This is a genomic window from Pantoea sp. AN62 (assembly GCF_050432985.1).
Classification (GTDB): Bacteria; Pseudomonadota; Gammaproteobacteria; order Enterobacterales; family Enterobacteriaceae; genus Pantoea; species Pantoea brenneri.
Genome location: NZ_JBNPYB010000003.1, coordinates 103,735 through 115,748, shown reverse-complemented (window position 1 = coordinate 115,748; position 12,014 = coordinate 103,735). Strand labels below are relative to the sequence as shown.

The 12,014-nt window shown below is 60.0% G+C and carries 17 protein-coding genes; 9 read left to right on the top strand and 8 right to left on the bottom strand.

Annotated elements, in window-relative coordinates:
- Nucleotides 1-267 precede the first annotated feature (267 nt).
- Complete coding sequence (locus FHW04_RS04985) at nucleotides 268-906, bottom strand: RpiB/LacA/LacB family sugar-phosphate isomerase (RefSeq protein WP_031377996.1); 639 nt, start codon at nucleotides 904-906, stop codon at nucleotides 268-270.
- Nucleotides 907-1,045: 139 nt separating this feature from the next.
- On the opposite strand from FHW04_RS04985, the gene FHW04_RS04980 reads away from it, so the two are divergent.
- The 3 genes from FHW04_RS04980 to FHW04_RS04970 all read left to right on the top strand — a co-directional run bounded on the left by FHW04_RS04980 (nucleotide 1,046) and on the right by FHW04_RS04970 (nucleotide 2,811).
- The gene (locus FHW04_RS04980; RefSeq protein ID WP_031377997.1) at nucleotides 1,046-1,375 is read left to right on the top strand and encodes a cupin domain-containing protein; all 330 of its coding nucleotides are present in this window, start codon (nucleotides 1,046-1,048) and stop codon (nucleotides 1,373-1,375) included.
- Between the two features lie 390 nt (nucleotides 1,376-1,765).
- Nucleotides 1,766-1,999: a hypothetical protein gene (locus tag FHW04_RS04975; RefSeq protein WP_031377998.1), complete on the top strand. Its 234-nt coding sequence runs from the start codon at nucleotides 1,766-1,768 to the stop codon at nucleotides 1,997-1,999.
- Between the two features lie 314 nt (nucleotides 2,000-2,313).
- Nucleotides 2,314-2,811 carry an AAA family ATPase gene (locus tag FHW04_RS04970; RefSeq protein WP_031377999.1) on the top strand — a complete coding sequence of 166 codons (498 nt, stop codon included), beginning with the start codon at nucleotides 2,314-2,316 and terminating at the stop codon, nucleotides 2,809-2,811.
- Nucleotides 2,812-2,933: 122 nt separating this feature from the next.
- Here the strand turns inward: FHW04_RS04970 and FHW04_RS04965 are convergent, their stop codons facing one another.
- The gene (locus FHW04_RS04965) at nucleotides 2,934-3,827 is read right to left on the bottom strand and encodes a dihydrodipicolinate synthase family protein (RefSeq protein ID WP_089561546.1); all 894 of its coding nucleotides are present in this window, start codon (nucleotides 3,825-3,827) and stop codon (nucleotides 2,934-2,936) included.
- A 127-nt stretch (nucleotides 3,828-3,954) separates the two neighbouring features.
- Between FHW04_RS04965 and FHW04_RS04960 the strand changes: the two genes are divergently transcribed.
- The 5 genes from FHW04_RS04960 to FHW04_RS04940 all read left to right on the top strand — a co-directional run bounded on the left by FHW04_RS04960 (nucleotide 3,955) and on the right by FHW04_RS04940 (nucleotide 7,781).
- Nucleotides 3,955-4,269, top strand: coding sequence for an antibiotic biosynthesis monooxygenase family protein (locus tag FHW04_RS04960; protein WP_031378238.1), 315 nt, complete (start codon nucleotides 3,955-3,957; stop codon nucleotides 4,267-4,269).
- Nucleotide 4,270: 1 nt separating this feature from the next.
- A complete protein-coding gene (locus FHW04_RS04955) occupies nucleotides 4,271-4,681 on the top strand; it encodes an amino acid-binding protein (RefSeq protein ID WP_089561545.1) in 411 nt (136 codons plus the stop codon).
- Nucleotides 4,659-5,369: an ArsR/SmtB family transcription factor gene (locus FHW04_RS04950; protein ID WP_089561544.1), complete on the top strand. Its 711-nt coding sequence runs from the start codon at nucleotides 4,659-4,661 to the stop codon at nucleotides 5,367-5,369. Before FHW04_RS04955 ends, FHW04_RS04950 begins: the two co-directional genes overlap by 23 nt.
- Before the next feature lie 269 nt (nucleotides 5,370-5,638).
- Complete coding sequence (locus FHW04_RS04945; protein ID WP_089561543.1) at nucleotides 5,639-6,949, top strand: MFS transporter; 1,311 nt, start codon at nucleotides 5,639-5,641, stop codon at nucleotides 6,947-6,949.
- 10 nt (nucleotides 6,950-6,959) lie between these two features.
- Nucleotides 6,960-7,781 (top strand): molybdate ABC transporter substrate-binding protein, encoded by an 822-nt coding sequence (locus FHW04_RS04940; RefSeq protein ID WP_167375079.1) that lies wholly within the window; start codon nucleotides 6,960-6,962, stop codon nucleotides 7,779-7,781.
- Here the strand turns inward: FHW04_RS04940 and FHW04_RS04935 are convergent.
- Together FHW04_RS04935 and FHW04_RS04930 are read right to left on the bottom strand one after the other, a co-directional pair.
- The gene (locus FHW04_RS04935; RefSeq protein WP_031377545.1) at nucleotides 7,756-8,655 is read right to left on the bottom strand and encodes a LysR family transcriptional regulator; all 900 of its coding nucleotides are present in this window, start codon (nucleotides 8,653-8,655) and stop codon (nucleotides 7,756-7,758) included. The two genes, FHW04_RS04940 and FHW04_RS04935, sit on opposite strands and share 26 nt — an antisense overlap.
- 24 nt (nucleotides 8,656-8,679) lie before the next feature.
- On the bottom strand, nucleotides 8,680-9,165 hold the full coding sequence (locus tag FHW04_RS04930) for a MarR family winged helix-turn-helix transcriptional regulator (RefSeq protein ID WP_046288327.1): 486 nt from the start codon (nucleotides 9,163-9,165) through the stop codon (nucleotides 8,680-8,682).
- A 72-nt stretch (nucleotides 9,166-9,237) separates the two neighbouring features.
- On the opposite strand from FHW04_RS04930, the gene FHW04_RS04925 reads away from it, so the two are divergent.
- Nucleotides 9,238-10,173 (top strand): quinone oxidoreductase family protein, encoded by a 936-nt coding sequence (locus FHW04_RS04925; protein WP_089561541.1) that lies wholly within the window; start codon nucleotides 9,238-9,240, stop codon nucleotides 10,171-10,173.
- 14 nt (nucleotides 10,174-10,187) lie between these two features.
- Here FHW04_RS04925 and FHW04_RS04920 read toward each other — a convergent pair whose 3' ends face one another.
- Genes FHW04_RS04920 through FHW04_RS04905 form a run of 4 tightly spaced genes read right to left on the bottom strand, consistent with a single transcriptional unit; the run spans nucleotide 10,188 to nucleotide 11,933 of the window.
- Nucleotides 10,188-10,628 (bottom strand): thiol-disulfide oxidoreductase DCC family protein, encoded by a 441-nt coding sequence (locus FHW04_RS04920; RefSeq protein ID WP_089561540.1) that lies wholly within the window; start codon nucleotides 10,626-10,628, stop codon nucleotides 10,188-10,190.
- Nucleotides 10,597-11,220: an AAA family ATPase gene (locus tag FHW04_RS04915; protein ID WP_046288328.1), complete on the bottom strand. Its 624-nt coding sequence runs from the start codon at nucleotides 11,218-11,220 to the stop codon at nucleotides 10,597-10,599. The genes FHW04_RS04920 and FHW04_RS04915 overlap by 32 nt, the downstream gene beginning before the upstream one ends.
- Nucleotides 11,217-11,654, bottom strand: a complete 438-nt coding sequence (locus FHW04_RS04910) for a PTS sugar transporter subunit IIA (protein ID WP_031377541.1) — start codon at nucleotides 11,652-11,654, stop codon at nucleotides 11,217-11,219. The genes FHW04_RS04915 and FHW04_RS04910 overlap by 4 nt, the downstream gene beginning before the upstream one ends.
- Nucleotides 11,655-11,663: 9 nt before the next feature.
- Nucleotides 11,664-11,933 carry a hypothetical protein gene (locus tag FHW04_RS04905; protein WP_031377540.1) on the bottom strand — a complete coding sequence of 90 codons (270 nt, stop codon included), beginning with the start codon at nucleotides 11,931-11,933 and terminating at the stop codon, nucleotides 11,664-11,666.
- Nucleotides 11,934-12,014: the final 81 nt, after the last annotated feature.

The following is a 12,014-nucleotide window of genomic DNA, read 5'->3' as shown; positions in this document are numbered from 1 at the left end:
CGGGCGCAGTCAGGGCCAGACAGAGGCAACAGAGGCAACAGAGGCAACATTGGCAAGGCTAACGCTAAGCCGGGGATAATTTGCGCGGGGTTATTAATTCTCCTCACCTACGCGGTGTAAAGAGGGTCGTGAGTCTGGCATCGCCCGCGCAGCGGGTTGTTATTTTCGGGGCTGTTATTTCGGGGCTGTTATTTCGGGGAAATAATTCTGCGCAGCACGGGCAATAAAAAGGCCAGGTTTCCCTGGCCTCGCGTCACGCTTGCGTGATTACTGCGTCAGCTGGCGTACAAAGGAGACGATCTCCTGGTTCTGCCCGTGCTCAAACAAACATTGCTGGAAGCGCGGGCCGCTGACCGCGGTTTGCACCAGCTCAGGATCGATGGCGCGCAGCGTGTCGAGATAGTTCTCTTTAATCACGGCGGCTTTAACCTGATTCAGCAGGCCGGCATTACGCACCTGAGGCTCTTTACGCTCTGGCGGATAGCCCATGCCTTTTTCGCCGGTAAAGGCTTTTTCAAAGATAAAGCGCAGGTTGAGTTCAGCACCCCAGCCGAAGCCTTTAGCAAACGGCAGCGCCAGGGCATTACCGTTGTTGATCTGGGCGAACAGGTAAGCATCGGCGGGATCGATACAGTAACCGCAGTTGACGCCAGGATGAATGTTGAGCGACATCAGCGCGCCCTGCCCGGTGCCACAACCGGCCACCACGAAATCAACCGCCTTGCTGTTCAGCAGCAGGCTGGCCTGAATACCGAGGTGAATATAGGTCAGATGGTGATCCTGTTCGTCGCTCATTCCGACGTTGAAGACCTGATGGCCCAGCGGCTGCGCCACGCCTTCCAGTTCTTTCAATACGATAGCGTTTTTAGCCGCCTGGCTGTTTTCCATCATTAACGCGATTTTCATGATCTGCCCTTAGAATTTAATTGAAACACCGTTTCATTTTAATGAAAAACCACTAAAGTGCATGGACTAATTCACCTTTGCGCTGTGAGTAGCGTCACAAAACGACTACCCTGGCGTCCAACCACACACCGGAGATGAGATGTTTATCTATAAAAAAGAGCGTCCACTGGAGGATTTAGGTCAGGGTGTCACCCGTCGGGTTCTGGCTTACGGCGGCACGATGATGGCGGTCGAAGTCAGCTTCGAAAAAGGCGCCATCGGCCCGTTACATCACCATCCACATGAACAGTTAACCTACGTGCTAAGCGGCCGTTTCGCCTTCACCATCGGGGACGAGACGCGTGAGGTCGGCGCTGGCGATACCCTCTATAAAGCGCCCGATGTGGTACACGGCTGCGTCTGCCTTGAAGCCGGTATGCTGCTGGATACCTTCACCCCGCAGCGCGAAGATTTCCTGCCTGCCCGCTAACCCCCGATCCTGACGCCGCCGTGTTGCCGATCAGCACGGCGGCCGTTCGATCGCCGCGCACGTCAGCCAGAAATAGCCGACCTCAGCACCACTCTGGCTATCGCTGGCTGGCAGGCCGGCTATTTTTTCAAAAAATTTTCACCTGCCGGTAGTTCGCTAACCAAATGATTAGCAGGCTTTTAGTCAATAGCGGCTACCTGTTAACTGGCTGGCACCGCGCTGCAACCCGCGCCAACCGGGCCTGGCTCAACTATTCTTAATTTGTTCACTCATCCCCTTACGCCCGACTCAGCGAAAAAAGAAGCCCGCCAAAACTGTACAAAATCCACTTTCGTGTATAAGTTTAAACCATCTACCAGGCCATTTTTTAACCCAACACAGGATAATTCTATGAATCACTCAGAGAGCGCCACCCTGGCCGTGAAGGAAAATGTCCACCTGATCAATCCGGCGTTTCACGCCACCGAGCGGGAAAAAATGAATTTTCTGGTTGAGGAGCTGATGGAAGCGGGCAAAGAGCACAGTTGCATGGCGCTGCTGCGTCATCTGGCGGCCGCAGACAGTGCTGAAGAAGAGGCGTGCTGCCGGGAACTGCTGACGTTACTGATGGCGAAACAGGCATAATGGCGACACCCTGCGGCGAGGTGGTGGTCCGGTGAGCTGGCAGCTTACTGACAACTGACACCACCGCGCCCGCACATCCCGCATTGTGCTGCACCCGGGCTTATTTCGCCGCCAGCCCAGCCACAGATTTGCGGATAGCACGACAATATTCTGCTGGATAATCCCGCCCACTTTGCTAGTCTCACCGGATGAACCGATACGCAGCTTGCCAGCCAGAGATGATTATTAACACCGTCTGTTTCGCGGTGGGATAAGCTGTCTCTTTTCCCGCCGGTAAGGCGGGCCTTACCGGTGTTAAATCGTTAAGGACGCCTATGCATCATCACACCGTTACCCCTGCTACCCTGCATCTGCTGTGCGGTAAAATCGCCTCCGGCAAATCCACCCTTGCTGCCCGGCTGGGCGCCGAACCGGGCTGCATCATCCTGAGTGAAGATCAGTGGCTGGCGGCACTCTATCCGGATCAGCTGCACTCGGTCGCCGACTATGTGCGCTGTGCCGCGCTGCTGAAAAATGCCGTCACTCCGCACCTGCTGGCGCTGCTCACGGCGGGCGTTTCGGTGGTGCTCGATTTTCCTGCCAATACCCAGGCGAATCGCGGCTGGATGATGTCGTTGATCACACGCTCGGCGGCACAGCATCAGCTGCATTATCTCGACCTGCCGGATGATTGCTGTAAAGCCCGCCTGCATGCCCGCAATCAGTCGGGTGAACACCTCTTCGCCGCCACCGAACAACAGTTCGATTTAATTACCCGCTACTTTGAGCCACCGCAGGCAAGCGAAGGCTTTAACCTGGTCTACCACCGCTGAGGCTGTTGACGGCAGAGAAACGCCGGCACGGCACGGGGGTCAATGCCGGGCGGAGCCGATGGCCACCGCAGCAGGCCACCGGCGTTGCAGCAGGCAGGTTATGACCCGCCTGCCCGCGCCGGCTACGCCAGCTCCAGCGGGGTCACAACCTCAGCGATCTGCTGATAATCGGCCCCGGAGAGCGATAACAGCGGGCGCGGCAGATTGTCTGCTGCTGTCAGGCCCAGGATGGCGGCCGCCGCCGCCATCACCCGCAGGCTGCCGCCATGCTGACGGAACAGCGCCCACAAGGGTTGCAGTTGCGCATCCAGCATCGTGACGCGCCGATCATCGCCCGCCTGCGCCGCCTCAGCGATCGCCTTCGCTACCCGCGGAAACAGCCCGCCACAGACCGAGTACCAGCCATCACAGCCCGCCAGCAGGCCGGTTGCGGCAAACGCATCGCCGCTGACGCCGATTGAGACAGTTTCAGGCAGCAAGGCCCGCAGTTGGGCGATGCGCTGAACAGCCGCCGGCAATTCTGCCGGTACACCGGGAATTTTTATTGAGGCGATGCCAGGCAGCGCGGCGATGCGGCCGATCAGCGCATCGGAAAAGGTAAAATGGGTGGTGCCCGGATTGTCGTAGACGCAGATCGGCACCGAAGCGTAACGCGCAACCGTCTGGTAGAGGGTGAACACCTCTTCATCCCGCAGCGCCTGATAGCCAAGCGGCGGCAATAGCAGCGCCGATGCGCCCGCCTGCTGGGCATCTTCCGCCAGATGCAGCACCTCAGCACTGCTGACCGCACCGATACCGATCATCACCGGGACAGCGCCAGCATGGGCGACCGCCAGTTCGGCGATACGCCTGCGCTGCGTGCGGGTCAGGTAAGCGTAACTGCCGGTAGAGCCCAGCACGCCAAGCGAGTCCACTCCGGCCTCAGTCAGCCGCTGCAACAGCCGTAAAAATGCCGCTTCATCCGGCTTATCAGCCGTAAACGGGGTCAGGGGAAACGCACTCAGTCCGGTGAACATATTACCTGCTCCATGATAGTGAAATGATGGTCTGGTTGATTAGCCGTACAGGCATATTTCGTAGCAGGCCGAAGCATCACGCCGCCCCGCCCGCTACTGTGCTGCTGACACCCTAAGGAGACAACCGATGATCGCTGTACTGTTTGAAGCCCAGGCCCGACCCGAACACCAGGCTCGCTACCTGCATCTGGCCGCAGAACTCAAACCGCTGCTGGCGCAGGTCGACGGTTTTATCGCGATTGAGCGCTTTCAAAGCCTGACCGATGAGAAAAAGATCCTCTCGCTGTCCTGGTGGCGCGATGAAGCGGCAGTGCTGGCCTGGAAAAACAATCCACAGCATCAGGCTGCCCAACGCGAAGGCCGTGAGACCCTTTTCGCCGGTTACTCGCTGCGCATTGCGACACTGGTCAGAGAGTATGCATCGAAACCGGAGACAAATTAAGATGTTCGATATTCATGTGATCCTGCAAAATAGTGCTGGCACCCTTTCCCGTCTCACCGGCCTGCTGGGCCAGCACGGCATTGGACTGGAAGGCGGCGGCCTGTTCTCGGCTGGCGCGCAGAGCCACGCGCATTTTCTGGTGGTGGAGGGCGAGCGGGCGCGGGCCGTGCTGGAGGCGGAAGGAATCGCAGTACAGGCGGTGACCGCTCCGCTGATCCGCAAATTACCCCAGCAGCGCCCCGGTGAACTGGCTGAGATAACGGCGCGGCTGGCCAGCGCCGGCATTAATATTCTGGTGCAATACAGCGACCACGCTAACCAGCTGATCCTGATCACCGACGACAATCACTCAGCCGCGAGGCTGACAACCGCATGGGCAGTCCCGGCAGATGACAAAATCACAACCGCATGAACGCCCCGACGACAGCGTCGCTCTTGAGGCGGCGATTGTCGCGGTCGCCGCCGCCATGGCCGACACCTCGCGCGTGAGGATGCTGTCAGCGCTGATGGATGGCCGCGCCTGGACCGCCACGGAACTCAGCGCCGTCACCGACGTTGCGCCTTCGACTGCCAGCGCGCACCTCAATCGTTTAATTAACAGCGGGCTGATCGTCTGCCTGGCGCAGGGCCGCCACCGTTATTACCGGCTGACCGGCAGTGACATCGCCGATCTGATTGAAAGCATGATGGGCGTGTCGTGGCGGCGGGTTGCTGCCCCGGACAGTCGCACGCCGGCAGCGCTGCGTACCGCCCGCACCTGTTACGATCATCTGGCGGGCGAAATTGCAGTGCAGATCTATGCTGCAATGCAGCAGCAGGGATGGATAACGGCGGACGGCAGCGCCATCACGCGTTCTGGCCAGCAGCAGTTTGCGGCGTTACAGATCGATCTCTCTCAGCCGGGACGGCGCAAAGCCTGCTGCGGCTGTCTGGACTGGAGCGAGCGCCGCTTTCACCTCGGCGGGTATGCCGGTGCGGCGCTGCTGAGCGCCTTCGAACAGCAGGGCTGGCTTACGCGCAACCCCGGCTACCGTGAAGTGCAGTTCAGCGCGGCCGGTTTACAGCGGCTGCAACAGACGTTTGGCGTGACGCGCTCCTGACCTGCCGGCCAGCGCCGCAGCGGCGCTGTTACACAGTTATGAATTCTGTCACATTTCCGCAAACTCGTGGCGCGGGTTAGCCGCAACGCCGCCGCCCGCACCTTTACGCTAACGCGCTGATATTAATCGACTTAACCCACAAGCTTCGCCGAGTCATGCAGGCCACGCATCAATCCATGCCCTTTTTGCACTTATTAACCGCCGGTCGCTGATCCACTCTTCAGTCACAGGCGCGGCAAAAAGCGTCAATCACCGACTGGAGCTCACTGATGCAGACCCCCTCACCTACTACGCTTTCCACCCGCGCCCGGATCGGCGCGATATTCCGTGTGACCTCAGGTAATTTTCTCGAGCAGTTTGATTTTTTCCTGTTTGGATTTTATGCCACCTACATCGCTCACACCTTCTTTCCGGCCAGCAGCGAGTTTGCCTCGCTGATGATGACCTTTGCGGTATTCGGTGCCGGTTTCCTGATGCGCCCGATCGGCGCGGTGGTGCTCGGCGCTTACATTGACAAAGTGGGCCGCCGCAAAGGCTTAATTGTGACGCTGTCGATCATGGCGGCAGGCACCTTCATGATTGTGCTGATCCCTTCTTATCAGAGCATTGGCCTGTGGGCACCGCTGCTGGTGCTGACCGGACGCTTGCTGCAGGGCTTTTCGGCGGGAGCCGAACTGGGCGGCGTGTCGGTTTATCTGGCCGAAATCGCCACCCCAGGCCGCAAAGGTTTTTATACCAGCTGGCAGTCAGGTAGCCAGCAGGTGGCGATCATGGTGGCCGCAGCGATGGGCTTTATCCTGAATGCGCTGCTGGCCGAGAGCGCTATCCGCGAATGGGGCTGGCGGATTCCGTTCCTGTTCGGCTGCATGATCGTGCCGTTTATCTTCGTGCTGCGCCGCAAACTGGAAGAGACGGCGGAATTCAGCGCCCGACGCAACCCACCCGCGCTGAAACAGGTATTTAAAATTTTGCTGGCTAACTGGCAGGTGGTGATCGCCGGAATGCTGATGGTGGCGATGACCACGACCGCCTTCTACCTGATCACCGTTTATGCCCCGACCTTTGGCAAAAAAGTGCTGATGCTCAGCGCCTCTGACAGCCTGCTGGTGACCCTGCTGGTGGCGGTGTCGAATTTCATCTGGCTGCCGATTGGCGGCGCACTGTCGGATCGCTTCGGCCGCAAGCCGCTGCTGATCGCCATGACGCTGCTGGCGCTGACCACCAGCTACCCGGCGCTGAGCCTGCTGGCGGCGGCCCCCAGCTTTTCGATGATGCTCGGGGTCCTGCTGTGGCTGTCACTGATTTACGGCCTGTATAACGGCGCGATGATCCCGGCGCTGACCGAAATTATGCCGGGTGAAGTGCGGGTTGCGGGCTTCTCGCTGGCCTACAGCCTGGCCACCGCGCTGTTCGGCGGTTTCACGCCGGTGATGTCGACCGGACTGATTGAACTGACCGGCGATAAAGCGTCGCCCGGTTACTGGATGAGTTTTGCTGCCGTCTGCGCCCTGCTGGCGACGCTCTACCTCTACCGCCGGACCGGCAATCCGTTGCCTGTCGCCAATAATGCCGTGAGCTAAGGAGATTGATATGAAACGCTATTCTCTGTTGGTCGCTCTGCTTATCAGCGTGGCGGGCAGCGCCAGCGCCCAGGCCCGGGAGCTGACCGTGATGATCTCGGGCGGCTTTAAAGCGGCGTGGGACCAGTTATCTCCTCGCTATGCGGCGCGGGAAGGGATCCGCATCAATACGGTGGCCGGTCCGTCGATGGGCAAAACGCCGCAGGCGATCCCGGCCCGGCTGGCGCGGGGCGAACGCGCCGATCTGCTGATTATGGTGGGCGATGCGCTGGGCAATCTGGAACAACAGGGCCGCACGCTGCCGGGTTCGCGGGTTGAACTGGCCGATTCACGCATCGGAGCGGTGATCAAACAAGGCGCAACGCCGGTCGCCATCGACAGCGAAAGTGCCCTGCGCGCCACCCTGCTCAGCGCCCGCTCGATAGCCTACTCCGACAGTGCCAGCGGTCAGTACATCAGCAGCCAGTTGTTCACCCGGCTGGGCATCGCGGATCGGGTCAACGCAAAGGCGTTTAAAGTAGAGCGGATTCCGGTCGCCTCACAAGTCGCGGCCGGCAAATATGCGATCGGGTTCCAGCAGGTCAGTGAACTGTTGCCGGTGCCCGGCGTTACCTTTGTTGGCGAGTTACCTGACAGCCTGCAATACACCACCCGCTTTGCCGGCGCGGTGGTACGGCAGTCAGCACAGCCCGATGAAGCGCGCCGGCTACTGCGTTGGCTCGCCTCGTCCGAGGTCCAACAGGTGGTACGTCAAACCGGGCTGCACCCGATCGGCCAGCCTCAACCGGCTGGCGCGTCACAGCCAATCAGACAGCCTGATACTGTTCAATAATCAGCGCTTCCAGCTCACCGGCGACGTGTGACAGCGTGCGGCCGTTTTTTCGCAGCAGACCCACCGTGCGTTTCACCGCCGGGTCGGTCAGCGGCACCGCCGTCAGCGCGGAGTGACCGGCGGTCGGCATCGACATAGCGGGCACGGCAGCAATGCCGAGGCCCGCTTCAACCATGCCGAGCATCGTGGTGACATGCCGGGTTTCACAGATGCAGGCTTTCTCCGGCACGATATGCTCCAGCGCCTGATCGAGCAGATTGCGGTTGCCGGAGGTCTTGTCCAGCCCCACCCACTCCTGCTGATAAAACTCCCGCCAGCTCAGGCTCTGTTTTGCCGCGATCGGATGTTCATGCCGACAGGCCGCCACGTAGGGATCGTCGATCAGCGGCAGAAAATGGACATCGGGCTGCGCCCGGCCGGAAAAGCTAAGGCCGAAATCGGCCTGACCGCCAATCACCGCGTCATAGACATTGGCGGCGCTGCTGTCGATTAACTTGACCCGCACCCGTGGATAGCGCGCCTGAAACAGCCGGATGATGTTGGGCATAAAATAATAGGCGGCGGAGGGCACACAGGCGACGGTGATCAGCCCGGTCCGCGCCAGACTGACCTCACTCAGATCGGCCATCACCTCTTCAAAATCTACCAGCAGCTTGTCTGACCGTTCGGCAAAGGCGTGGCCTTTTAGCGTCAGGGTGACCCGGCGGGTGGTGCGCTCAAACAAACGGATCCCCAGCGCCGTCTCCAGCTTGTCTATTCTGCGGCTCAGCGCCGACTGTGACAGGCAGATTGAGTCCGCCGCGAGACGAAAATTGCCATACTCCACCAGCGCGCGAAACGCATAGAGATCGTTGAGATCGATATTAACCGGCATGGTTGCGTCCTCCTGTCACCTGCATCACGCGTCGTCCCTCTCATCGCCCTGCAAAGCGCTAAAGTCGCTCACAAATTGCTGCAACAACTGTTCCAGTGTGGCACGATCGCTCTGCGGCCAGTGGTCGAACACCCGCTGGTAGATCTGCGCCCGTTGCGCATCGATTTTATCGGTCATCGCTTTACCGGCCTGGGTAATTGCCGCCTCGTTGATCCGCTTATCCGCGGCATTTTTTTGTCGCTGCACCAGGCCAGTCTCTTCCAGCTTCGCCACCTGTCGGCTGACGGTGGTGTAATCACGCCCGACCCGATCGGCGAGCTCTCCGACCCCGATCGGTCCGAACCGGCCAACCTGCACCAGCAGCGGGAACAGGGCGCGATCAAGCTCAATGCCCGCGCCTCTGATCATCGCCAGATCGCGCTGTGGCCGGTTAAAGGCAGCCACAATGGTGAGTAAGCTGTTATGCAGCGCATCGAACGATGAATTATGTGTATTTTGCACTTTTTTCATTGACGCCATCCAGAGGCAGGAATAATGTGTGTACTCTACACCTATTTAACCGCAGACAGAAGGCCGCAATCCATGAAAGCAGCAATAATCGATCGGGCAGGCGCGACACCCTACTACGGTGATTTTCCCGAACCGCAGGCAGCAGCAGGCCAGCAGCGGGTGACGGTGAAAGCCGCCGCCATCAGCCAGCTGGCAAAATCACGCGCGGCTGGCACCCATTACAGTGGCGCGGCAGGCTATCCGTTGATTCCCGGTATTGATGGCACCGGCTACCTCGATAACGGCGATGCGGTCTATTTTCTGGCGTTCGACGCAGGCTGGGGCAGCATGGCGCAGCGCACCCTGGTGCGAAGCGAGTGCCTGATTGCGCTGCCGCCAACGCTTGATCCGGTGGTCGCTGCGGCTATCGCCAATCCGGGGATGTCATCCTGGACCGCACTGACCCGTCGGGCGGCGCTGCGGCCCGGTGAAACGGTGCTGATTAACGGCGCGACCGGCACCTCTGGCCGGCTGGCGATCCGCATTGCCCGCAGTCTGGGCGCGGGAAAAATCATTGCCTCCGGCCGCAACAGTGAAACGCTGCAACAGCTGCAGCAGGAAGGAGCCGATATCACCCTGACGCTGGCGGCGCTGGCGACCGACCTGCCCGCCCTGATGGCAGAAGGCATTGATGTCGTGCTGGATTACCTGTGGGGAGAGAGCGCGCTGGCGATCATGACGGCCGCAGTCAGCGGCGGCGACAAGGTGGTGCGTTTTGTGCAGATTGGGTCGCTGAGCGGTCAGGAGATTCCGCTGCACAGCAAATTGCTGCGCGCCTCCGGGCTGACGCTGATGGGCAGCGGCCTTGGCAGCGTCGCCGACAGCGAGCTGATCGCCTCAATCGGCGAAATGCTGCAGGCCGCCGGGCCTCACCACTTTTCGGTGCCCTTCCGGGCGCGTCCGTTAAGCGAGGTTGCGCAGGCGTGGGATGAAGACGACAGCCGCTGCCGGACGGTGTTTACCCTGTAATGTGCCTGGCCGCTTCAGCGCGACGGGTCCAGCGGATGCAAAAAGCGCTCTGGATAATCGGGGGTAATTGCCTGCTGACTGTCGTAGCGGCCAAACAGCTTGTAGCGATTCAGGGCGATACGATCGTAGGCAAAATTACTGATGGCATCCGGAAAATGGCGCAACACGCTGAGGCCGCGCCACGGTGCCGGCATATGCTGCATCACGCGGAATACCGCCTGCGCCCGCAGCCAGTGCTGATTATCGGCGATATAGACAATGGTGCTGACGTTCTCCTGCGGTAATCCGGCCCAGCACAGCAGCGCCTTGCCCTGCTCGCTCTGTACCGCCGCAAAACGAACCTGCCGCGCCAGTCGATGGCGCAGCAGGAACCGGACCCAGCCATTGCACAGCTTACAGACGCCGTCATACAGCACGGCGCTCTCACCGGTTTGCAGATAAGGGGGTGATGACATGCTGCAACTCCTCACTCGTCGGACATTGAGGTGAAGTGTAGCTGTTTCTCTCCAGCTGTTGCTGTAACCAGCGGGCCACCGCCAGCTCATCCTGCGCGCTGGCGTTGACCCGCAGCACCGGCCCCAGCGCCATTGGCTCTGCCTGTTGCGCCAGCTGGCGCAGTTCGGGCAGATATTCCGCGCCGGGATGGCCGGGCAGCCGCTGCGATAGCCGCGCCTGGTAACGCGCCACTGCCGCCTCCGGGGCGATCTGCATCCACAGCTCCAGCACCGCGCCGACGCCAGCCTGCTGCAGGCCCTGTTCCAGCACCGCGCGTGACTGAAAGCCAAACCAGGCGTCAATCAGCCAGATCTGACTGGCCGGTGCCTGACCGACAATGTTCCAGATCGCCTGATAGGCAGCGCAGCCGAGCTGCCGGTTACGCTGCCGGTCGACCGGCGCAAAGCAGGCCATAAAGGGTTCCTTCAGGCTGTCGAGCGTCAGCACCGGCCAGCCGAAGCGGTGCGACAGCGCACGTGTCAGGGTACTTTTTCCCGAGGCCGGGATTCCGTTTACCAGCACCACGCGTTTTAACGGGGTTGTTGTCGTCATAAGATATCAATGACCTCCGCGGCGCTGCGGGCCTGACGTAATCTGACCAGCGTCTCTTCATCTTCCAGCAGCGAGACAATGGCGCGGATGCCCTCTTCGATATGCGCATTACTGTCGCGCGCGCCGAACATAATCACGATGTCCGCTTTTTCACTGCCGGCAAACGAGATCGGCTGCGCCAGTACAATCAGGCTGAAGCAGTCGCGGATCACACCGGCTTCCGGCCGGGCATGCGGCATGGCGATGCCTTCGTCAAACACGTAATACGCGCCGTGAGTCAGCGTATTGGCGATCACCTCTGCCGGATAGCGCGCCTCAAGGTAGCCGCCGCTGACCAGCGGTTCGGCGGCCAGCGCGATCACCTGACGCCAGTCCGTGGCGTCAATTCCGACCTGAATCGCGTTAGCTTGTTGCAATAGCTGCTTAATGCTCATCCACTCTCCTTAAATCGACTGGCGAACCACATTGCGTAATTCATCGATTTTGACAAACAGCGCATCAATTTCATTTCGGTAGCGACGGCTTTTGGCAAATAAGCTTAATGCCCGGTTATATTCCAGCATTAATTGCTTCTGCGTCTCGCCATCACGCGGATTGGCAGCCAGTTTATTTTCCAGTTCGGTAATTTTCTCGCGGCTGGCTTGCGCCTGCTGGTCCTGCTGTTCCGCATCCGGCTGTTCAGCTGGCGGCGACTTTTTTAAGAATCCAAACATAGCGTCTCCTGCCCCGACCGGCGCCGGGGCACCTCAGGTTAATACTTAATAAAGAACCAGATTCAACAGATCGACTGACCG

Coding starts and splice junctions, on each gene's coding strand:
- FHW04_RS04970 (WP_031377999.1), top strand. CDS start 2,314: ATGCATCATCACACCGTTACCCCTGCTACCCTGCATCTGCTGTGCGGT.
- FHW04_RS04925 (WP_089561541.1), top strand. CDS start 9,238: ATGAAAGCAGCAATAATCGATCGGGCAGGCGCGACACCCTACTACGGT.
- FHW04_RS04975 (WP_031377998.1), top strand. CDS start 1,766: ATGAATCACTCAGAGAGCGCCACCCTGGCCGTGAAGGAAAATGTCCAC.
- FHW04_RS04915 (WP_046288328.1), bottom strand. CDS start 11,220: ATGACGACAACAACCCCGTTAAAACGCGTGGTGCTGGTAAACGGAATC.
- FHW04_RS04910 (WP_031377541.1), bottom strand. CDS start 11,654: ATGAGCATTAAGCAGCTATTGCAACAAGCTAACGCGATTCAGGTCGGA.
- FHW04_RS04935 (WP_031377545.1), bottom strand. CDS start 8,655: ATGCCGGTTAATATCGATCTCAACGATCTCTATGCGTTTCGCGCGCTG.
- FHW04_RS04985 (WP_031377996.1), bottom strand. CDS start 906: ATGAAAATCGCGTTAATGATGGAAAACAGCCAGGCGGCTAAAAACGCT.
- FHW04_RS04960 (WP_031378238.1), top strand. CDS start 3,955: ATGATCGCTGTACTGTTTGAAGCCCAGGCCCGACCCGAACACCAGGCT.
- FHW04_RS04955 (WP_089561545.1), top strand. CDS start 4,271: ATGTTCGATATTCATGTGATCCTGCAAAATAGTGCTGGCACCCTTTCC.
- FHW04_RS04980 (WP_031377997.1), top strand. CDS start 1,046: ATGTTTATCTATAAAAAAGAGCGTCCACTGGAGGATTTAGGTCAGGGT.
- FHW04_RS04965 (WP_089561546.1), bottom strand. CDS start 3,827: ATGTTCACCGGACTGAGTGCGTTTCCCCTGACCCCGTTTACGGCTGAT.
- FHW04_RS04905 (WP_031377540.1), bottom strand. CDS start 11,933: ATGTTTGGATTCTTAAAAAAGTCGCCGCCAGCTGAACAGCCGGATGCG.
- FHW04_RS04950 (WP_089561544.1), top strand. CDS start 4,659: ATGACAAAATCACAACCGCATGAACGCCCCGACGACAGCGTCGCTCTT.
- FHW04_RS04945 (WP_089561543.1), top strand. CDS start 5,639: ATGCAGACCCCCTCACCTACTACGCTTTCCACCCGCGCCCGGATCGGC.
- FHW04_RS04920 (WP_089561540.1), bottom strand. CDS start 10,628: ATGTCATCACCCCCTTATCTGCAAACCGGTGAGAGCGCCGTGCTGTAT.
- FHW04_RS04930 (WP_046288327.1), bottom strand. CDS start 9,165: ATGAAAAAAGTGCAAAATACACATAATTCATCGTTCGATGCGCTGCAT.
- FHW04_RS04940 (WP_167375079.1), top strand. CDS start 6,960: ATGAAACGCTATTCTCTGTTGGTCGCTCTGCTTATCAGCGTGGCGGGC.